We start from the raw sequence: 19,880 nt of genomic DNA on the forward strand, positions 1-19,880 counted from the left end.
CAGTGGCCGGACCGACGACCGCCGAGCGAGGCGCGGTAGGCACCGAGTCGGAATCCGGCCGCGCCCGTTCGGGCCGGTCCCCGGCCCGCCGGTTCCGGCTTCCCGGACGTCGCTTTCTGCTTCTTCTCACTTCCGCGATCGTGCTCTGCGCGGGAGGTATCTGGCTGCTTTACGGCTCACCATGGCTGCGGGTCGAGCAGGTGAGGACTTCGGGACTTGAGGTGCTGAAGCCCACCGAGGTGGAAGCAGTAGCGGCAGTTCCGATCTCCGGTCCGCTGATTTCCGTCGACACGGAAGCGATTGAGCGTCGACTTCGGCAGAAGCTGCCGCGTATCGACTCGGTGGATGTCGTCCGGTCATGGCCGAACGGCATCGGTCTGAAAGTGACGGAGCGAAAGCCCGCGCTGCTTATCGAAAAGGGCGCAAACTTCATCGAAGTGGACGCGAAGGGCGTGCGTTTCGCCACTGTCGAGAAGGCCCCGAAGGGCGTACCACTGCTGGAATTGACGGTGGATCAGTCCCCGAGTGTGCGACGCTTCACCACCAGCCGTCTGATGACCGAAGCGGTACGCGTCCGGGACGAACTTCCCGGCAAAGTCGCCGAGGACACCAGGGTCGTGAAGGTCCGTTCGTACGACTCCGTCTCACTGGAGTTGAGCGGCGGGCGCACGGTGATGTGGGGGAGCGGCGAGGACGGCGCCGCGAAGGCGCGGGCTCTCACCGCTCTCATGAAAGCAGTTCCGAAGGCGGCGCACTTCGATGTGAGTGCGCCCACCGCCCCTTCCGTATCAGGGAGTTGACGCGTATATGTGCTGACCAGCACCCTGGTTGGTCAGCCCTGTGCGTGATCACATAGGGTGAAAAGAAAAACGGGAGGTTCGGCGTGTTCGTTGAACGTGCGCCACGTGTCGACTTAGTGTCCTGTTCGGAAGAGTCCAAGAAGCAGACACTCTGGTAACCCTAAACTTCAAGGTTAGGGTTCGGGTCGGCGTCCGGACCGTCCCATCGGCATCAGTCGTCCGCCTCGCGCACAACAGCGAAGCGGCGACACGTAACTCGAGGCGAGAGGCCTTCGACGTGGCAGCACCGCAGAACTACCTCGCAGTCATCAAGGTCATCGGTGTCGGCGGCGGTGGTGTCAATGCCATCAACCGAATGATCGAGGTCGGCCTCAAGGGCGTCGAGTTCATCGCGATCAACACCGACGCACAAGCCCTGTTGATGAGCGACGCCGACGTCAAGCTCGACGTCGGCCGTGAACTCACCCGTGGCCTCGGCGCCGGAGCGAACCCGGCAGTCGGCCGCAAGGCGGCAGAGGACCACCGCGAGGAGATCGAGGAGGTCCTCAAGGGGGCCGACATGGTCTTCGTCACCGCCGGCGAAGGCGGTGGAACCGGCACCGGCGGCGCTCCTGTCGTCGCCAACATCGCCCGCTCGCTCGGCGCCCTCACCATCGGCGTCGTCACCCGCCCCTTCACCTTCGAGGGACGGCGGCGCGCGAACCAGGCGGAGGACGGCATCGCCGAACTCCGCGAAGAGGTCGACACCCTCATCGTCATCCCCAACGACCGCCTGCTGTCCATCTCGGACCGTCAGGTCAGCGTCCTGGACGCGTTCAAGTCCGCGGACCAGGTACTGCTCTCGGGTGTCCAGGGCATCACCGACCTCATCACCACGCCGGGTCTGATCAACCTCGACTTCGCCGACGTCAAGTCCGTGATGTCCGAGGCCGGATCGGCCCTCATGGGAATCGGCTCGGCGCGCGGCGACGACCGCGCGGTGGCCGCCGCGGAGATGGCGATCTCCTCGCCGCTCCTCGAAGCGTCCATCGACGGCGCACGCGGCGTGCTGCTCTCCATCTCCGGCGGCTCCGACCTCGGTCTCTTCGAGATCAACGAGGCCGCGCAACTGGTGAGCGAGGCCGCGCACCCCGAGGCCAACATCATCTTCGGCGCGGTCATCGACGACGCCCTCGGTGACGAGGTACGGGTCACCGTGATCGCGGCCGGCTTCGACGGCGGACAGCCGCCGACCCGGCGCGAGACCGGACTCACCTCGGCCAAGCGGGACGACCAGCCGTCGTACCGCCCCTCCGCCCCCGAGTCCGACTCGGGCCGCCCCTCCGGCGGACTCGGCACGGTCCCCTCGCGCGACGAGGCGCCCGCCCCCGAGCCGGCTCCGGCCGTCAACGAGAAGTCCCTGCCGCCGGTTTCGCCGCCGCACGTCCCGCCGGCCCGTCCGTACCAGGACACCCAGGCCGAAGAGCTGGATGTTCCGGACTTCTTGAAGTGATAGGACAGCACGACGCGTTGACCTCTACGAGCGGCGCCCATTTCGCCTTCACCGACCGGTGGGGCGGGGTGAGCGCCGCTCCGTACGAGCAGCTCAACCTCGGCGGCGCGGTCGGCGACGACCCCGCCGCCGTACGCGCCAACCGGACCATCGCCGCCGAATCCCTCGGGCTCGACGCGGCGCGAGTCGTCTGGATGAACCAGGTGCACGGCCATGACGTCGCCGTCGTCGAAGAACCCTGGGGGCCGCACGAGTCGGACCCGATCCCGGCGGTCGACGCCGTGGTCACCACGCGCCCCGGGCTCGCACTCGCCGTACTCACCGCCGACTGCGTCCCGGTCCTGCTGGCCGACCCGGTGGCATCGGTCGCCGCCGCCGCGCACGCCGGCCGCCCCGGACTTCTCGCGGGAGTCGTTCCGGCTGTCGTCGGGGCGATGGTCGAACGGGGCGCCGAGCCCTCCCGGATCACCGCCCGGACCGGACCCGCCGTCTGCGGACGCTGTTATGAGGTCCCCGAAGTCATGCGGGCCGAAGTCGCCGAAGCCGTACCGGAGTCCTGGGCCGAGACGAGTTGGGGCACCCCCGCCGTCGACATCGTCGCCGGGGTGCACGCGCAGCTCGCCGCACTCGGGGTCGGTAACCGGCACCGCTCGGAGATCTGCACCCTCGAATCGACGGACCATTTCTCGTACCGCCGCGACCGCACCACCGGACGGCTCGCCGGATATGTCTGGCTGGGAGCGTCATGACGGACCGCGCGAGTGAACTCGCCGAAAATCTTCACAAGGTGGAGACGCGTATCGCCGCCGCCTGCGCGGCGGCCGGGCGGAACCGGGACGAAGTGACCCTGATCGTGGTCACCAAGACCTACCCCGCGAGTGACGTCCGGCTGTTGAGCGAACTCGGTGTGCGGCACGTCGCCGAGAACCGGGACCAGGACGCGGCGCCCAAGGCCGCCGCGTGCGCGGATCTGTCGCTGACGTGGCACTTCGTGGGTCAGTTGCAGACCAACAAAGTCCGTTCCGTGGTCGGTTACGCCAATGTTGTGCAGTCTGTCGACCGGCTCAGGCTCGTCTCGGCGCTGTCCGCAGCCGCGGTGCGCGCGGACCGCGAACTCGGCGCCCTGATCCAGGTCGCGCTTGACGCCGACTCGGGTGCGCGCGGTGAACGCGGCGGCGTCGCCCCGGACGGAATCGGGGAGTTGGCCGCGGCCGTGGCCGAGGCGCCGGGACTGCGGCTGGACGGTCTCATGACCGTCGCGCCGCTCGCCGGGCCGTACGCCGAACGCCAACAGGCGGCGTTCGGGCGACTGATGGAATTGTCATCCCTGCTGCGCGCGGACCATCCTGCTGCCAACATGGTGTCAGCAGGGATGAGTGCGGACCTCGAAGCAGCCGTGGCGGCCGGAGCGACACATGTGCGCGTCGGTACGGCGGTACTCGGAGTCCGCCCCCGGCTCGGGTAACGTCGCGAAGCAAGTCGGACCACAGCAGAAAATATGGTCATTTCCGCCGAACGGTGGATGACCCAGTGGATCGAGGGCACTTGGTGACGAGGCCGATCCACCACAGAGCGGAGGACTCAGAGCATGGCCGGCGCGATGCGCAAGATGGCGGTCTACCTCGGCCTCGTGGAGGACGATGGGTACGACGGCCGGGGCTTCGACCCCGATGACGACTTCGAACCCGAGCCCGAACCCGAGCGTGAACACCGGCGCCACCAGCCGGTGCACCAGGTCGAACGGGACGAACCAGTACGAGTGGTGCAGCCGCCTCCGCAGCGTGAACGGGAGCGTCAGCCGGTGTCGGTAGCGGCAGAAAGCGGACGTCCTGCCCGAATCGCCCCCGTGGCATCCATCACACCTGAACGCCCCAACCTGGAGAAGAACGCGCCAGTGATCATGCCCAAGGTCGTGTCCGAGCGAGAGCCGTACCGCATCACCACACTGCACCCGCGGACCTACAACGAGGCCCGTACCATCGGGGAACACTTCCGTGAAGGCACCCCGGTGATCATGAATCTGACGGAGATGGACGACACCGACGCGAAGCGACTTGTCGACTTTGCCGCGGGACTTGTCTTCGGTCTCCATGGCAGCATTGAGCGAGTGACGCAGAAGGTGTTCCTGTTGTCGCCTGCTAACGTCGACGTCACGGCGGAGGACAAGGCCCGTATCGCAGAGGGCGGGTTCTTCAACCAGAGCTGAGACAAGAGCACGGGAACGACCCGGCCGCGAGGCCGGACCAGAGAAGCCAGGGGAGAGGGAAGCGCGGAATGAGCGTTGCGCTACAGGTGGTCTACATCGCGCTGGTGTGCTTCCTCATCGTGCTGATCTTCCGGCTGGTCATGGATTACGTCTTCCAATTCGCCCGCTCATGGCAGCCCGGCAAGGCAATGGTGGTCGTTCTGGAGGCCACCTACACTGTCACCGATCCACCGCTCAAGCTTCTGCGGCGGTTCATTCCGCCGCTGCGTCTCGGGGGCGTGGCACTCGACCTGTCCTTCTTCGTTCTGATGATCATCGTGTACATCCTCATCTCGGTCGTCAGCGGCCTTGCGAGGGGAATGTGAACGATACGGTCTTGCCGACTGCCGACGACTACGTAGAGGTGAAGAAGAGATGCCGTTGACCCCCGAGGACGTGCGGAACAAGCAGTTCACGACCGTCCGCCTCCGAGAAGGCTACGACGAGGACGAGGTCGATGCCTTCCTAGACGAGGTCGAGGCCGAACTGACGCGCCTGCTTCGCGAGAACGAGGATCTGCGCGCCAAGCTGGCCGCCGCGACGCGTGCCGCCGCGCAGAACCAGCAGCAGCAACAGCAGCAGGGGATGCGCAAGCCGCCCGAGCAGCAGGACAGGCCGGGTGCGCCTGTTCCCGCCGCCATATCGGGACCCCCGGTTCAGCAGCAGCAGCCCCCGCAGATGGGTCAGCCCCAACTGCCCGGTGGGCCCCCGCAGCTTCCCGCCGGCCCCGGCGGACACGGCCCCGGCGGACACGGCCCCGGCCCGGGTGGACACCCCGGCCACGGTCCCGGCCCGCAGGGTCAGCACGGTCCCGGCCCCATGCAGGGCGGCCCCATGCAGGGCCAGATGCAGGGTGGTCCGATGCAGGGCCAGATGCAGGGCGGCCAGCAGATGCAGGGCGGACCCATGGGTGGACCGATGGGCGGCCCCATGGGGCACGGCCCGCAGCCCGGCCAGGGCGGCCCCGGCGGCGACAGCGCCGCGCGTGTGCTCTCCCTCGCCCAGCAGACCGCCGACCAGGCGATCGCGGAGGCCCGTTCCGAGGCCAACAAGATCGTCGGCGAGGCGCGCAGCCGCGCGGAGGGTCTGGAGCGGGACGCCCGTGCGAAGGCGGACGCCCTTGAGCGGGACGCGCAGGAGAAGCACCGTGTGGCGATGGGCTCCCTGGAGTCCGCACGCGCGACGCTGGAGCGCAAGGTCGAAGACCTGCGCGGCTTCGAGCGCGAGTACCGGACGCGGCTGAAGTCCTACCTGGAGAGCCAGTTGCGTCAACTGGAGACCCAGGCCGACGATTCGCTGGCCCCGCCGCGTACGCCGGCCGCGGCCTCACTGCCGCCGTCGCCGTCCATGGCGCCGGCCGGTGCGGGCGCGATGGGACACACCATGGGCGGCAACCCGTCCATGGGCGGCGGGCACGGACCGTCGTCGGGCGGGCCGTCGTACGGGAACCAGCAGCAGATGTCCCCGGCGATGACCCAGCCGATGGCACCGGTCCGGCCGCAGGCGCCGCAGCCGATGCAGCAGGCTCCGTCGCCGATGCGCGGGTTCCTCATCGACGAGGACGACAACTGACGGGCGTGCGGCGCGCGAGTCGCGCACAGCCGTCGGCAGGCTGAAGGGCCGGGCCCGGGGTTCACACCCCGGGCCCGGCCCTTTTCCGCTTGCGCGGTGCCGGGTCCCCTCCCCGCCCCTTCCCGAAACCGGGGGCGGCGCCCCCCGGACTGCCGGGGCCTGCTCCGCCCTCGGCCCTGGCGGGCCGGGGCGTGATTGCCGCCCGCTGTGCGGTGGTTGGGACGCGTGGCCTGCGGCCCTCTGGTGGCACTTGCCTGTGGGGGTGGGCGTGACCGTTGGCCGCTGCGCCCCCGTTGGGCCTTGCCCTGGGCAGTCGGCGGTCGGCTCCGTGACCCCCGGCGCGCCGGCGCCGAGGGTGGTCCGGGGCAAGGACCGGCGCCGTACGCCGACTCACAGGCACGTGAGGGCGTCGTCGTACGCACAGCGGCTAGGGTCTTTCGTTTGGATCAGGCCGGATGAGGGAGCGGGGTCTGGTGCCGTGGATCGCGAGGCGGAGGAGGGAGGCATGGCGGGAGCCGTGCCTGCCCTTCCGCCGTCAACGCGGCGAGGCGCGGTGCCAGGGACCGCGAGCCCGGCAAGATCCAAACGAGAGACCCTAACTGCCCACTCGGCACAGGAGCCCGGGGGGCGGGCGCCCAACCGGCCGCGCAGGGGCAAGCACCCATGTTCTCCTGACCACAGGCGTAACCCGGGAGTGGCGGCCGAGCCGTCGCCGCGCGCTGTTGGGGGGCCGGGGGCCGCACCCGGTTTCGGGAAGGGGCGGGGAGGGGGGCGCTCCGCGCAGTGGCCCCCTCCCCGCCCCGTTCGTCACGCCTTGCGCAGGTAGAACGTCAGCGACAGGGACTCGTCGGTGAACGCGGGGCCGTATGTCGGGTCCGGGGAGCCCGACTCGAAGGTCAGGGCCAGGACTTCGTCCGAGATCAGGGACGTGTGGGTCGACAGTGCCGCGCGGGTCTCGTCCGTCGTGGCCGTCCAGCGGACGGCGATGCGGTCCGCGACGTCCAGGCCGCTGTTCTTGCGGGCCTCCTGGATCAGGCGGATCGCGTCGCGGGCCAGGCCCGCCAGGCGCAGTTCCGGGGTGATCTCCAGGTCGAGGGCCACCGTCGCGCCCGAGTCGGACGCGACCGACCAGCCTTCGCGGGGGGTCTCCGTGATGATCACCTCGTCCGGTGCGAGCGAGACCGGCTCGCCGTCGACCGTGACCGACACCGTGCCGCCGTCACGCAGCGCCGCGGACAGCGCCGCGGCGTCCGCGTCGGCGACCGCCTTCGCGACCGCCTGGACGCCCTTGCCGAACCGCTTGCCCAGCGCCCGGAAGTTCGCCTTCGCCGTCGTGTCGATCAGCGAGCCGCCGACATCCGAAAGCGCCGCCAGCGAGGAGACGTTCAGCTCCTCCGTGATCTGCGCACGCAGTTCGGGCGACAGCGTCTCGAAGCCCGTCGCGGCCACCAGCGCGCGGGACAGCGGCTGGCGCGTCTTGACGCCCGACTCGGCCCGTGTCGCGCGGCCCAGCTCGACCAGCCGCCGTACCAGCGTCATCTGCCGGGACAGCGCGGGGTCGATCGCCGACAGGTCCGCCTCGGGCCAGGTCGAGAGGTGTACCGACTCCGGCGCGTCGGGCGTGACCGGGACGATCATGTCCTGCCAGACCCGCTCCGTGATGAACGGGGTGAGGGGGGCCATCAGCCGGGTGACCGTCTCGACGACCTCGTGGAGCGTGCGGAGGGCCGCCTTGTCGCCCTGCCAGAAGCGGCGGCGCGAGCGGCGTACGTACCAGTTGGACAGGTCGTCGACGAACGCCGACAGCAGCTTGCCGACCCGCTGCGTGTCGTACGCGTCCATCGCCTCCGTGCTCTGGTCGATCAGCGCGTTCAACTCGCTCAGCAGCCAGCGGTCGAGGACCGGCCGGTCGGCCGGCGCGGGGTCGGCCCCGGACGGCGCCCAGCCGGACGTGCGCGCGTACAGCGCCTGGAAGGCGACCGTGTTCCAGTACGTCAGCAGCGTCTTGCGGACGACCTCCTGGATCGTCGTGTCGCCGAGCAGCCGCGCCGACCACGGCGAGCCGCCCGCCGCCATGAACCACCGCACCGCGTCCGCGCCGTGGCGGTCCATCAGCGGGATCGGCTGGAGGATGTTGCCCAGGTGCTTGGACATCTTGCGGCCGTCCTCGGCCAGGATGTGACCGAGACAGACCACGTTCTCATAGCTCGACTTGTCGAAGACGAGGGTGCCGACGGCCATCAGCGTGTAGAACCAGCCACGCGTCTGGTCGATGGCCTCCGAGATGAACTGCGCCGGGTAGCGCTTCTCGAAGAGGTCCTTGTTCTTGTACGGATACCCCCACTGCGCGAACGGCATCGAACCGGCGTCGTACCAGGCGTCGATGACCTCGGGCACGCGCGTCGCCGTCGCCCGGCAGGTCGGGCACGGGAAGGTGACCGCGTCGATGAACGGACGGTGCGGGTCGAGCGACGACTGGTCCTCGCCGGTCAGTTCGGACAGCTCGGCCCGCGAGCCCACGCACGTCAGGTGGTCGTCCTCGCAGCGCCAGATCGGCAGCGGTGTGCCCCAGTAGCGGTTGCGGGACAGCGCCCAGTCGACGTTGTTGTTCAGCCAGTCGCCGTAGCGGCCGTTCTTGACCGAATCCGGGAACCAGTTGGTCTTCTCGTTCTCCTCAAGGAGGCGCTCCTTGACGGCGGTCGTACGGATGTACCACGACGGCTGCGCGTAGTACAGCAGCGCCGTGTGGCAGCGCCAGCAGTGCGGATAGCTGTGCTCGTACGGCACATGACGGAACAGCAGTCCGCGGGCGTCCAGATCGGGGGTGAGCGCTTCGTCGGCCTTCTTGAAGAAGACGCCGCCGACCAGCGGCACGTCCTCCTCGAACGTGCCGTCGGGGCGGACCGGGTTGACGACCGGCATGCCGTACGCCTTGCAGACCACCAGGTCGTCCGCGCCGAACGCGGGGGACTGGTGGACCAGACCCGTACCGTCCTCCGTCGTCACGTACTCCGCGTTGACGACGTAGTGCGCCTGGGAGCCCTCCGGGAAGGCGACCAGTGAGAACGGGCGCTCGTACGTCCAGCGCTCCATCTCACGGCCGGTGAACCGCTCACCGGTCAGCTCCCAGCCGTCCTCGCCGAGCGCCTTCTCCACCAGAGGTTCGGCGACGACGAGCTTCTCCGTGCCGTTCGTCGCGACGACGTACGTGACGTCGGGGTGCGCGGCGACCGCCGTGTTGGACACCAGGGTCCAGGGCGTGGTCGTCCAGATCAGCAGCGCGGCGTCGCCCGCCAGCGGACCGGAGGTCAGCGGGAAGCGGACGAAGACGGACGGGTCGACGATCGTCTCGTACCCCTGCGCCAGCTCGTGGTCCGAGAGACCCGTGCCGCAGCGCGGGCACCAGGGGGCGACGCGGTGGTCCTGGACCAGCAGGCCCTTGTTGAAGATCTCCTTCAGCGACCACCATACGGAGTCGGTGTACTCCGGGTTCATCGTCCAGTACGCCTCGTCCAGATCGACCCAGTAGCCCATGCGGGTCGTCAGCTCGGCGAAGGCGTCGGTGTGCCGGGTCACCGACTCGCGGCACTTCTCGTTGAACTCCGCGATGCCGTACGCCTCGATGTCCTGCTTGCCGGAGAAGCCCAGCTCCTTCTCGACGGCCAGCTCCACGGGCAGGCCGTGACAGTCCCAGCCGGCCTTGCGGGCGACGTGGTAGCCGCGCATCGTACGGAAGCGCGGGAAGACGTCCTTGAAGACGCGGGCCTCGATGTGATGGGCGCCGGGCATGCCGTTGGCGGTGGGCGGGCCTTCGTAGAAGACCCACTCGGGGCGGCCCTCGGACTGCGCCAGGGTCTTGTCGAAGACCTTGTTCTCACGCCAGAAGTCGAGGATCGCGTGCTCAAGGGCGGGCAGGTCGACCTGGGCGGGCACCTGGCTGTACTGCGGTGGCGTCATGGGCTGGAACTCCTCCAACGGATCTGCGGCATCTCCGTCGGAGGGACGAGAGCCTTCGGCTCCCGCGGTACCACCCTCCTTGGCCCCGGGCGTCGCCGCCCTCGGCCCCCTCATTGGGGTCGCGCTGCCGGGTCTACTCACCCCGCGTACGGCCAGGGCTTTCTTCCGGCGGCTCCGGGGTGATGCTTCACGCCGCGCTCTGCCCCCGGGCTCGCACCGTCCCCGGGTCGCTCATGGCCGCTCTCGGAGCTACTCGTCCCCATCCACGCCTCTCGCTCGGCACAGTGTACGGGGCCGTGACAGGCGCGGCCGACCGGTTTTCCGGGGCGGGAAGGCGGCCCCCGGGGTGCGTTCCGGGGTGCGTTCCCGGCTGGGAGGGGGCCTGTGCGGCGTACGGCCCTGCCGCTGACCCGAATGGTCCGGCGGCGCCCGCGGACTTCCCCGAGCGCTCCGAGCGGCCCGTGCGGCGGATTACCCGGCGGGGAGCTGGGCACAACCGATGGAGGCTCGCCTTGTCACCGGCGGAGGTGGGTCTCACCGGCGGCGTGCCCCGTTGCCGCGTGGCTGGTGTCGATTTATCGTCCCAGCACGACTCGCGTGCAAGATCACAAAATGTGAAGGGGCCGCGGCATGGTGGCGAAGAAGACCGCCGCGAAGAAGACAGCGGCCAAGAAAGCGGCTGTGAAGAAGTCAGCGACCAAGAAGGCCGCTGCCGAGAAGACGTCGGCGACGAACGCACCGGAGCGAGAGACACCGGCGACGAACACACCGGCCGCGGAGGAGACCGCCGCGGCCCAGCCGGAGCACCAGGCACCTGCGAAGAAGACCGCGGCCAAGAAGACGGCGCCTCCCAAGAAGGCCGCCGCCAAGAAGGCCGCGAAAAAGGCCGCGTCCGCGGCCGAGGGGGCGGCCGAGGCCGCGGAACAGACGGGAGCCAAGACGGTGGCAGCGAAGAAGACAGCGGGTAAGGGGCCGGCGGCGGCCACGGGTGGCACGGCGACCGCGGTGCCCCCGGCGCGCGGCGCCACACACCCCGGGGAACTCGCCGTACGGCCCGGCGAGGATCCGTGGACGGAGCGGGAGGTCGCCGAGGCGCGGTCCGTCCTGGAGAGCGAGGCGGCCCGGCTGAACGCCGAGATCTCGTCGTCCGAGCAGGCGCTCGCCGGGCTGATGCGCGACTCCGGCGACGGCGCGGGCGACGACGACGCCGACACCGGCACGAAGAACATCACGCGGGAGCACGAGATGTCCCTCGCCGCGAACGCCCGCGAGATGGTGGAGCAGACGGAGCGGGCACTGCTGCGCCTCGACGCCGGTACGTACGGCCTCTGCGAGGTCTGCGGCAAGCCCATCGGCAAGGCCAGGATGCAGGCGTTTCCGCGGGCCACGCTCTGTGTCGAGGACAAGCAGAAGCAGGAAAGGCGCGGCTGAGACCGCACATGTGTGCCGTACCCTCGACCCTAATCGGGATCTAATTTGAGGGACTCACGTGGCAGAGGCGGAGCGCGTCATCGGTACGCCGGATGTTGACGACGAGGGCGCGGCTCCCGCCGAGCCGGTCCGGGGAAAGCGCAAGATCGTCGCGCTCTTCTCCGTGGCGCTGGTGGCCTACCTGCTCGACCTCGGCAGCAAGATGCTCGTGGTGGCGAAGCTGGAGCACCACGAGCCCATCCAGGTCATCGGTGACCTGCTGAAGTTCGAGGCGGTCCGCAACGCGGGCGCCGCGTTCGGCATCGGCGAGGCGTACACCGTCTTCTTCACGTTCGTCGCGGCGACGGTGATCGTGGTGATCGCGCGACTGGCCCGCAAGCTCTACAGCGGGCCGTGGGCCTTCGCGCTCGGTCTGCTGCTCGGCGGGGCGCTCGGCAATCTCACCGACCGGATCTTCCGTGAGCCGGGTGTGTTCAAGGGCGCTGTCGTGGACTTCATCGCGCCGGCGAACTTCGCGGTGTTCAACCTCGCCGACACCGCGATCGTCTGCGGCGGCTTCCTGATCGTGATCCTGTCCTTCCGCGGTCTCGACCCCGACGGGACCGTCCACCGCGACTGACACCCTCCCCAGGGGCCTGTCCGGGGGCCGTGCGCGCTGTCCGTGGGCGGTCAAGCGGTGCGGGCAAGGCATACTCGACGGGTGAGTACTGTTCCCGATATCCGCACCCTGCCCGTTCCCGATGGCCTTGAGGGCGAGCGCGTCGACGCCGCCATCGCCCGGATGTTCGGGTTCTCCCGTACGAAGGCGGCCGAGCTGGCCGCCGCCGGGAAGGTGCAGGTCGACGGGGCCGTGGTCGCCAAGTCCGAACGGGTGCGCGGCGGCGCCTGGCTGGAAGTGGAGATGCCCGAGCCCGCCGCCCCGGTGCGCGTCGTGGCCGAGCCGGTCGAGGGCATGGAGATCGTGTACGACGACGACGACATCGTCGTGGTCGTGAAGCCGGTCGGCGTGGCCGCGCACCCGAGCCCCGGCTGGACGGGCACGACCGTCATCGGCGGACTGGCCGCCGCCGGCTACCGCGTCTCCACCTCCGGTGCGGCCGAGCGGCAGGGCGTCGTGCACCGGCTGGACGTCGGTACGTCCGGACTGATGGCCGTGGCCAAGTCGGAGCGCGCGTACACCTCGCTCAAGGCGCAGTTCAAGGAGCGGATCGTCGACAAGCGCTACCACGCGCTGGTGCAGGGGCATCCGGACCCGATGAGCGGCACCATCGACGCGCCCATCGGGCGGCATCCGAACCACGACTACAAGTTCGCCGTGACCGCCGAGGGCAAGCCGTCGATCACGCACTACGACCTGATCGAGGCCTTCCGCTCCGCCTCGCTGCTGGACATCAAGCTGGAGACGGGCCGTACGCACCAGATCCGGGTGCACATGGCGGCCCACCGGCACCCGTGCGTGGGGGACCTGACGTACGGCGCCGATCCGACGCTGGCCAAGCGGCTGGGGCTGACCCGGCAGTGGCTGCACGCGATGAGGCTGGGCTTCGAGCACCCGTCGGACGGCCGGTGGGTGGAGTTCGAGAGCACGTATCCGGACGATCTGCAGAGCGCGCTGGACAAGGTGCGGGCCGAGAGCAACGCGTGAGCGCGGGGTCGGCCGGGGTGGCGTACGAGATCCGGCCCGCCACCGGCGCGGCCGACCGTGAGGCGTGCTTCGCGGTCCGCGGGCGGGTGTTCGTCACGGAGCAACAGGTTCCCGCCGACCTGGAGTTCGATTCCCACGACGCGTTGGACGCGGCCGCCGCGCATCTGCTCGCGGTGCGGGACGACGGGCTGCCGCTCGGTACGGCGAGGCTGCTCTACGGTCCGCAGGCCGCGGACCGGACCGGCGGTGATCCGGCGGTCGGTTCGCTCGGCCGGCTCGCGGTGGTCGAGGAGGCGCGCGGCCTCGGGATCGGTGTCGCGCTGGTGCGCGCCGTCGAGAGGCCGGCGCGGGAGCGTGGGCTCCTCGTGGTGGATCTGCACGCGCAGACGCGGGCGCTGGGGTTCTAGGGCGTGTTGCGAAAGTCCCGCCCGGCCGACGACGCCTGGCACGCACACTCGCCGCGTTGTCGGAATCATCCAAGTACGCCCAGTACGAGCACGATCCTCCGCCTTGCGATCGCACGCACCAGACGCCGTCGGCCCCGCCCTTCGGGCGGACGGCGCTACTTTCGCAACACGCCCTAGGTCTGCGGCACACAGCTCTGCAACAGCAAGCGCCAGGCCGTCCAGTTGCGCGGCATGAGCACGCACGGCACCCAGTGGTACTCCCAGTGCGTCACCGACGGCTCGCTCGACGTCCTCGCGAACGAGTGGCGGGCTGACGTGCTGCGCGTCTCCACGTACGTACAGGAAGGCGGCTACGAGAGCGACCCGCAGCGCTACACCTCCCTCGCCCAGAAGTTCGTGGACGGCGCGCACCGGCGCGGGATGTACGCCGTGATCGACTGGCACATGCTCAGCCCCGGTGACCCCAACTTCAACCTCGAACGGGCGAAGACCTTCTTCACCGCCATGGCGAAGAAGTACAAGGACAACCCCGGCGTCCTCTACGAGATCGCCAACGAGCCGTCCGGCGTGAGCTGGGCGACCATCAAGTCGTACGCCGAGAAGATCATTCCCGTCATCCGGGCCCAGGACCCCGACGCCGTCGTGCTCGTCGGCACCCGTGCCTGGTCCTCGCTCGGGGTCTCCGACGGAGCCGACGAGCGGGAGGTCGTGAACAACCCCGTCAACGCCTCCAACATCATGTACACCTTCCACTTCTACGCGGCGTCGCACCGGGACGAGTACCTGGTGGCGCTCGACCGGGCGTCGGACGAACTGCCCGTCTTCGTCACCGAGTTCGGCACCCAGAACTACGCGGGCGAGGGCGCCGACGACTTCGGCCAGTCGCAGCGCTTCCTCGACCTGATGAAGCGCGAGAACATCTCCTGGACCAACTGGAACTACTCCGACGACAACCGCTCCGGGGCCGTCTTCAAGGAAGGCTCCTGCGACGCCGGGACGTTCTCGGGCACCGGCGTGCTCAAGGAGGCCGGGGTCTGGATCCGGGACCGGATCCGCGAGTAGCGGTCACCGCGACTCAGCGCCGAAACGTCTCCTCGCGGTCCGGAAGCGGGCCGCGAGGAGCAGCGCCTCGGCGGGAATCGCGGGCGCGCGTGGCAGGGTTGAGAGGCCTTGATCGTCAGGGCCCACGACTCTCGGAGGGCGCACCGTGGCCCAGTTGGCGCTGCTGCTCGTGCTGTTGCTGGGCGCCGTCGTGACGGTGCCGCTCGGGGAGCGGCTCAATCTGCCGTCGCCCGTGCTGATGACCCTCCTCGGGATCGTCCTGGCGCTGCTGCCGTTCGTACCGAACGTCGACGTACCGCCGGAGTTCATCCTTCCGCTGCTGCTGCCGCCCCTGCTGTACGCGGCCGTACAGCGCACCTCCTGGCGGCAGTTCACCGCCAATCTGCGGCCGATCTTCCTGCTCGCCGTGGCGCTGGTCTTCGTCACGATGGCGGCGGTGGCGACCGTGGCCAACTCCGTCGTCCCCGGACTGCCGCTCGCCGCCGCGTTCGTCCTCGGCGCGCTCGTCGCACCGCCCGACCCGGTCGCCGCGACCGCCGTCGCCGGATCCCTGGGACTGCCCCGGCGGCTCGTCTCCATCCTGGAGGGCGAGGGGCTGTTCAACGACGTGACGGCGATCGTGCTCTACCACGTCGCCATCGCCGCGGTGGTCAGCGGCAGCTTCTCCTGGCCGAGCGCGGCCGGGACGCTGGTGCTCTCCGCCGTCGTCGCGGTCGCCGTGGGCGTCGCGCTCGCCTGGCTCTCCAACAAGCTCATGGCGCTGCTCGGCGACGCGCCGCTCCAGGTCGGCCTGAGCCTGCTGGTGCCGTTCGTCAGCTACGTACTCGCGGAGGAGCTGCACGGCTCCGGCGTCCTCGCCGTCCTGACCACCGCGCTGTTCCTCGCCGAACACACGGCCGACGCCGACGACGTGATGGGACGGCTCGCCGGGAACACCTTCTGGGAGGTCGTCGACATCCTCGTCACGGGCATCGCCTTCGGCCTCATCGGGCTCGAACTGCACAACGCCTTCGGCAGCGCGGACGGCCACCTGGCGCAGACGCTCGGCTGGTCGGCCGCGGTCGTCGGGGTCGTCGTCGGCGTACGGCTGCTGTGGCTGCTGCCCGCCGTGTGGGTTACCAAGCGGCTGCACAGACTCCGGGACTACGACGAGGAGATCCCGGTCAGCTGGCGCGAGACCGTCATCATGTGGTGGGCCGGGATGCGCGGAGTCGCCTCGGTCGCGCTGGCGCTGGCCATCCCGCTGGAGACCGACGACGGGACGCCCTTCCCCGGCCGTGAGGAGATCATCTTCATCGCCTTCGCCGTCATCATGACGACGCTCGTCTTCCAGGGGCTCACCCTGCCGTGGCTGGTCGGACGCCTCGGCGTACGCGCCGACATCGACGCCGAGCGCGGGTTCGAGCACGAGCTGGCCGTACGCGCCGCCCGTGCCGCCAAGCACCGCCTGAAGGAGATCGAAGAGGTCGAAGATCTGCCCGAGGAGCTGAGCGAGCGCCTGGCGCGGGGGGCGTTCGACATCGGGGCGCGGATCAGTCCGGACGTGGTCGACGACGAGCGGCGCGACTGGTTCGCCAAGCGCAGCCAACGGGTCAAGACCTTGCAGCGGATCCAGCGCGAGATGATGTCGGCGGCCCGGCACGAGGTCCTGGCGGCGCGCAGTGAGCCGAACGCGAACCCGGAGGTCGTGGACCGGGTGCTCAGATATCTGGACGTACGCAGCATGCGCTGAGCGCAGGCGCAGGCGGCCACGCCCCCGGTGTCCGTCAGCCGCGTCCGGTCCGCGGGTCGCCGCCGGCGTTCTCGGTCACCGCCGGATCGGGTTCGTGGTGCGCTCCGGCGTACCCCACGGCGGCGCCGTTGCGACCCTCGGCGGGCGGGCGCACCGCCGCCCGGGTGGTCGCGATCCGCGGCAGCGCGTACGGATGCTCGTCCGCCAGCCACGCGATCAGCTGCTCCCGTACGGCACAGCGCGCCGTCCAGATGTCGTCGGCGTCCTTCGCCGTGACGACGGCCCGCACCTCGATGGTGCTCGGGGTGGTGTCGGTGACGGCCAGACTCCAGTCCCGGCCGTCCCAGGCCGCGCACTCCTGAAGGATCTCGTGCAGCTTCTCGCGCATCAGCTTCACCGGCGCCGCGTGGTCGAGCTGGAGGAAGACCGTGCCGGTCATCTGGACACCGCCGCGCGACCAGTTCTCGAACGGCTTGCTGGTGAAGTACGACACCGGCATCGTGATCCGGCGCTCGTCCCACGTCCGTACCGCCAGGAACGTGAGCGTCACCTCCTCGACGACACCCCACTCGCCGTCCACCACGACCGTGTCGCCGATCCGCACCATGTCGCCGAAGGCGATCTGGAAGCCGGCGAAGAGATTGCCGAGCGTGGACTGCGCCGCGACACCGGCGACGATGCCGATGATGCCCGCGGAGGCCAGCATCGACGTACCGATCGTCCGCATGCTGGGGAACGTGAGCAGGATCGCCGCGACCGCCACCACGATGACCACCGCCGTCACGATCCGCATGATGAGTGTCACCTGCGTACGGACCCGGCGGAGCTTCGCCCGGTCGCGGGCCGACGTCGCGTAGCGGGCGTACGTCGACTCCACGGCGGCCGACGCGATACGCACGATCAGCCAGGCACCGGCGCCGATCAGCACCAGCGTCAGCAACTGACCGATACCGGACTGGTGGTTCTCCACGACCCACCACCCGGTCTCGCGGTACGTGGCGCGCAGCAGGGCGGTGAGGAGGACGACCTGGAGCGGCAGCCGGCAGCGCCGCAGCAGCCCCCACAGCGGGGTCTCCGGGTGCCGGGCGTCGGCGCGGCGCAGCATCAGGTCGACGACCCAGCCGAGCAGCAGTGTCAGGACGACCGCGCCACCGAGCACGGTCAACGGGCGCAGTGGATTCTCCATGGCTCCGGATTCGGACGAGGGTGCCCACCTGGCAGGATGGGCGGATGGACGTCGTTCTCTTTCATTCGGTCTACGGGCTCCGCCCGGCGGTGCACGCGGGGGCCGAACGGCTCCGCGCTGCCGGACACCACGTGCACGTGCCCGACCTCTTCGAGGGGCAAACCGTCGGGACCGCCGAGGAGGGCAGGGCGCTCCAGGAGAAGATCGGCTCCGACGAACTGCTCAGGCGCGCCGTCCTGGCCGCCGCGCCGTACTCGGAACGCGGTCTGGTGTACGCGGGATTCTCCTTCGGCGGGTCGGTCGCGCAGACGCTGGCGCTGGGCGACTCGAAGGCCCGCGGGCTGCTGCTGATGCACGGCACGTCGGACATCGCGGCGAACGCGGCGGTGGACGACCTGCCCGTACAGCTGCATGTCGCCGACCCGGACGTGTCCGAGCCGCACGACTGGCTGACCGCCTGGTATCTGCGGATGCGGGAGATCGGGGCGGACGTGGAGATCTACCGGTACCGGGGCGTCGGGCACCTCTACACGGACCCGGACCTCCCGGACCACGACGAGCCGGCCGCCGAGCAGACCTGGCGCACCGGGCTGGCCTTCATCGATTCGCTGGCCGACAGGCCGTAGCCGTACGGGAGTCGGTGGTTGAGCCGCGGTTGCGGCGGCCTGTCGTGCCGCCGCAACCGCGCGCCGTCATCCCGCGAGGGCCTTGGCGATGGCCGCCGTGTACTCGGGGGCCGTGAGCGGGGCGTTGTCGCTGCCCGCCGAGGTGACCTTCTTGCCGTCCATCCGGAGTGTGGGGGTGCCCTCCACGCTGCTGCTGTCGAACGTGGCCGACATCTTCATCGCCCAGGCGTCGAAGGTGCCGCTCTCGACGTTCTTCTGGAACGCCGCGTTCCCCTTCAGCGCGTCCACCGAGTCGGCGATCTTGATCAGGGCGCTGTCGTCGGCGAACGTGTCGTCGCTCTCCGCAGGGTGGTTCCGCTCCGAGTAGAGCGCGGCCTTGTACGCCGTGAACGCCTCCGGGCTCACGTCGAGCGCGGCGCCCAGCGCGGACAGCGCGTTCTTCGAGCCCTCCCCGTTGTCCGTGTTGTCGAGGAACGTCGCGCCGATGAATTTGACCTTGTACTTGCCCGCGTCGACGTCCTTCTGGATCGTGGCACCGACCTGCTGCTCGAAGGTCGCGCAGATCGGGCAGCGGGAGTCCTCGTAGAGCTCCAGCGTCTTCTTCGCCTCCGGCTTGCCGATGACGACGGTCGTGCCGTTCGCGCCGGAGGTGTTCTTCGGGGCGGTGACGGTCTTCGAGTCCCTGGCCGCCTCCCAGTGCGAGGGCTTGTTCGCCTGGACGACGGCGAAGCCGACGCCCCCGGCGATCGCCAGGATCGCGACGGTGGATCCGGCGACGATGACCTGGCGGCGGGCCCGGTCCTTCCTCGCCTGCCGCTCGCGCTCCTCGCGCAGCCGCTCGCGGGCGGCTGCCTTGTTGGCGTTGCTGTTGCGTGCGCTCATGGTGGGTCACTCCGTGTGGGGTCGAACGAGACGCGCAGGCGCGGTGACAGGTGCGCTGCTGCGCGGGGGACCGACAGCGGCCGGAAGTGGCCGCCCGTCGTCGTGCTCAGGCCGGGAGAAGGGCCGGGAGCGGTGGTCCCCGTCGTCCGACGGAGTGGGCGAACAGGCGCGTACGGGACGCACTCGGGCGGTCGGCGGGGCGCGGGAAGCGCCGTACGGTACGCCGGACCGTGCCGGCCACGGCGACCGCGACCAGCAGCGGGCGGAAGGCGAATCCGGCGACCGCCCGCAGCAGCCGCGCCAGCGCGGCCTCGCCCCGGCGCAGCCAGAGTGCGGCGAGCAGACCGATCGCGACATGCGTGGCGAGAAGCAGCCATGGGAGCGCGGGATCGGGGGAGCCCAGCAGGGTGGCCGCCGCGCTCTGCGGCGAGGCGACCGAGGAGACGCCCGGCAGCGGAGCGCCGAAGGCGCCGCCGCACAGGACGTCGAAGCCGACGGAGCGCAGCGATCCGGCGACCGGTCCGCCCGCGGGGCCGTAACAGATGTTCTGGCCGGTGGTGAAGATGGTGTCCGCGGCCAGCTCCAGCGGGACGAGCAGGGCCGCGATGCGCCAGAAGCCCCGCTCGCGGCCGGCGAGGGCGTAGGAGACCGGGAACACGACCGCGCACAGGACGGCGACGACGGACAGGGGCAGCGGGGCCTGTGACAGCAGCACATGGGAGCCGGCGGACAGCGTCACGGCCAGTGCCGTGAACAGTGCCGCCCGCAGCGCTCTGAGCCGTGCCGCCGATATGTCCATCGTCGCCGAGTGTGCCACGAGAGCCTGTAAGGGGTCCTTAAGGA

At 70.0% G+C, this 19,880-nt stretch carries 16 protein-coding genes and 2 pseudogenes; 14 read left to right on the forward strand and 4 right to left on the reverse strand.

Annotated elements, in window-relative coordinates; genetic code table 11:
- Positions 1 to 2 precede the first annotated feature (2 nt).
- The 7 genes from OG700_RS30135 to OG700_RS30165 all read left to right on the forward strand — a co-directional run bounded on the left by OG700_RS30135 (position 3) and on the right by OG700_RS30165 (position 6,109).
- Entirely contained in the window at positions 3 to 800 is a 798-nt protein-coding gene (locus tag OG700_RS30135; protein WP_405619043.1) for a cell division protein FtsQ/DivIB, read from the forward strand.
- A 277-nt stretch (positions 801 to 1,077) separates the two neighbouring features.
- A complete protein-coding gene (ftsZ, locus tag OG700_RS30140; RefSeq protein ID WP_405619045.1) occupies positions 1,078 to 2,292 on the forward strand; it encodes a cell division protein FtsZ in 1,215 nt (404 codons plus the stop codon).
- Complete coding sequence (gene pgeF, locus OG700_RS30145) at positions 2,289 to 3,041, forward strand: peptidoglycan editing factor PgeF (RefSeq protein WP_405619047.1); 753 nt, start codon at positions 2,289 to 2,291, stop codon at positions 3,039 to 3,041. The genes ftsZ and pgeF overlap by 4 nt, the downstream gene beginning before the upstream one ends.
- Complete coding sequence (locus tag OG700_RS30150) at positions 3,038 to 3,757, forward strand: YggS family pyridoxal phosphate-dependent enzyme (RefSeq protein WP_405619049.1); 720 nt, start codon at positions 3,038 to 3,040, stop codon at positions 3,755 to 3,757. Before pgeF ends, OG700_RS30150 begins: the two co-directional genes overlap by 4 nt.
- 123 nt (positions 3,758 to 3,880) lie before the next feature.
- Positions 3,881 to 4,498 (forward strand): cell division protein SepF, encoded by a 618-nt coding sequence (locus OG700_RS30155; protein WP_405619051.1) that lies wholly within the window; start codon positions 3,881 to 3,883, stop codon positions 4,496 to 4,498.
- 68 nt (positions 4,499 to 4,566) lie between these two features.
- On the forward strand, positions 4,567 to 4,863 hold the full coding sequence (locus OG700_RS30160; RefSeq protein WP_189107884.1) for a YggT family protein: 297 nt from the start codon (positions 4,567 to 4,569) through the stop codon (positions 4,861 to 4,863).
- Between the two features lie 49 nt (positions 4,864 to 4,912).
- Positions 4,913 to 6,109, forward strand: a complete 1,197-nt coding sequence (locus OG700_RS30165) for a DivIVA domain-containing protein (RefSeq protein ID WP_405619053.1) — start codon at positions 4,913 to 4,915, stop codon at positions 6,107 to 6,109.
- 807 nt (positions 6,110 to 6,916) lie between these two features.
- On the opposite strand, the gene ileS is transcribed toward OG700_RS30165, so the two are convergent.
- Positions 6,917 to 10,066, reverse strand: coding sequence for an isoleucine--tRNA ligase (gene ileS / locus OG700_RS30170; protein WP_405619055.1), 3,150 nt, complete (start codon positions 10,064 to 10,066; stop codon positions 6,917 to 6,919).
- A 630-nt stretch (positions 10,067 to 10,696) separates the two neighbouring features.
- On the opposite strand from ileS, the gene OG700_RS30175 reads away from it, so the two are divergent.
- From OG700_RS30175 to OG700_RS30200, 6 genes and pseudogenes are all read left to right on the forward strand, one after another.
- A complete protein-coding gene (locus OG700_RS30175) occupies positions 10,697 to 11,497 on the forward strand; it encodes a TraR/DksA family transcriptional regulator (RefSeq protein WP_405619057.1) in 801 nt (266 codons plus the stop codon).
- A gap of 58 nt (positions 11,498 to 11,555) precedes the next feature.
- Positions 11,556 to 12,116: a signal peptidase II gene (gene lspA / locus OG700_RS30180; protein ID WP_405619059.1), complete on the forward strand. Its 561-nt coding sequence runs from the start codon at positions 11,556 to 11,558 to the stop codon at positions 12,114 to 12,116.
- Between the two features lie 81 nt (positions 12,117 to 12,197).
- Positions 12,198 to 13,142, forward strand: a complete 945-nt coding sequence (locus tag OG700_RS30185; RefSeq protein ID WP_405619061.1) for an RluA family pseudouridine synthase — start codon at positions 12,198 to 12,200, stop codon at positions 13,140 to 13,142.
- 17 nt (positions 13,143 to 13,159) lie between these two features.
- Positions 13,160 to 13,546 (forward strand): annotated as a pseudogene (locus OG700_RS30190) (GNAT family N-acetyltransferase); the annotation flags it as partial.
- A gap of 180 nt (positions 13,547 to 13,726) precedes the next feature.
- Positions 13,727 to 14,611: pseudogene (locus OG700_RS30195) on the forward strand (glycoside hydrolase family 5 protein); the annotation flags it as partial.
- A gap of 145 nt (positions 14,612 to 14,756) precedes the next feature.
- Positions 14,757 to 16,343 (forward strand): Na+/H+ antiporter, encoded by a 1,587-nt coding sequence (locus OG700_RS30200; protein ID WP_405619063.1) that lies wholly within the window; start codon positions 14,757 to 14,759, stop codon positions 16,341 to 16,343.
- Positions 16,344 to 16,377: 34 nt separating this feature from the next.
- Here OG700_RS30200 and OG700_RS30205 read toward each other — a convergent pair whose 3' ends face one another.
- The gene (locus OG700_RS30205) at positions 16,378 to 17,529 is read right to left on the reverse strand and encodes a mechanosensitive ion channel family protein (protein WP_405619065.1); all 1,152 of its coding nucleotides are present in this window, start codon (positions 17,527 to 17,529) and stop codon (positions 16,378 to 16,380) included.
- 44 nt (positions 17,530 to 17,573) lie between these two features.
- Here OG700_RS30205 and OG700_RS30210 point away from each other — a divergent pair, with 44 nt between their 5' ends.
- Positions 17,574 to 18,155, forward strand: coding sequence for a dienelactone hydrolase family protein (locus OG700_RS30210; RefSeq protein WP_405619067.1), 582 nt, complete (start codon positions 17,574 to 17,576; stop codon positions 18,153 to 18,155).
- Positions 18,156 to 18,221: 66 nt separating this feature from the next.
- Here OG700_RS30210 and OG700_RS30215 read toward each other — a convergent pair whose 3' ends face one another.
- Together OG700_RS30215 and OG700_RS30220 are read right to left on the reverse strand one after the other, a co-directional pair.
- Entirely contained in the window at positions 18,222 to 19,037 is an 816-nt protein-coding gene (locus tag OG700_RS30215) for a DsbA family protein (RefSeq protein WP_405619069.1), read from the reverse strand.
- A gap of 106 nt (positions 19,038 to 19,143) precedes the next feature.
- A complete protein-coding gene (locus OG700_RS30220) occupies positions 19,144 to 19,836 on the reverse strand; it encodes a hypothetical protein (RefSeq protein ID WP_405619071.1) in 693 nt (230 codons plus the stop codon).
- Positions 19,837 to 19,880: the final 44 nt, after the last annotated feature.

This window comes from Streptomyces sp. NBC_01508 (genome assembly GCF_045040315.1).
Taxonomy (GTDB): Bacteria; Actinomycetota; Actinomycetes; order Streptomycetales; family Streptomycetaceae; genus Streptomyces.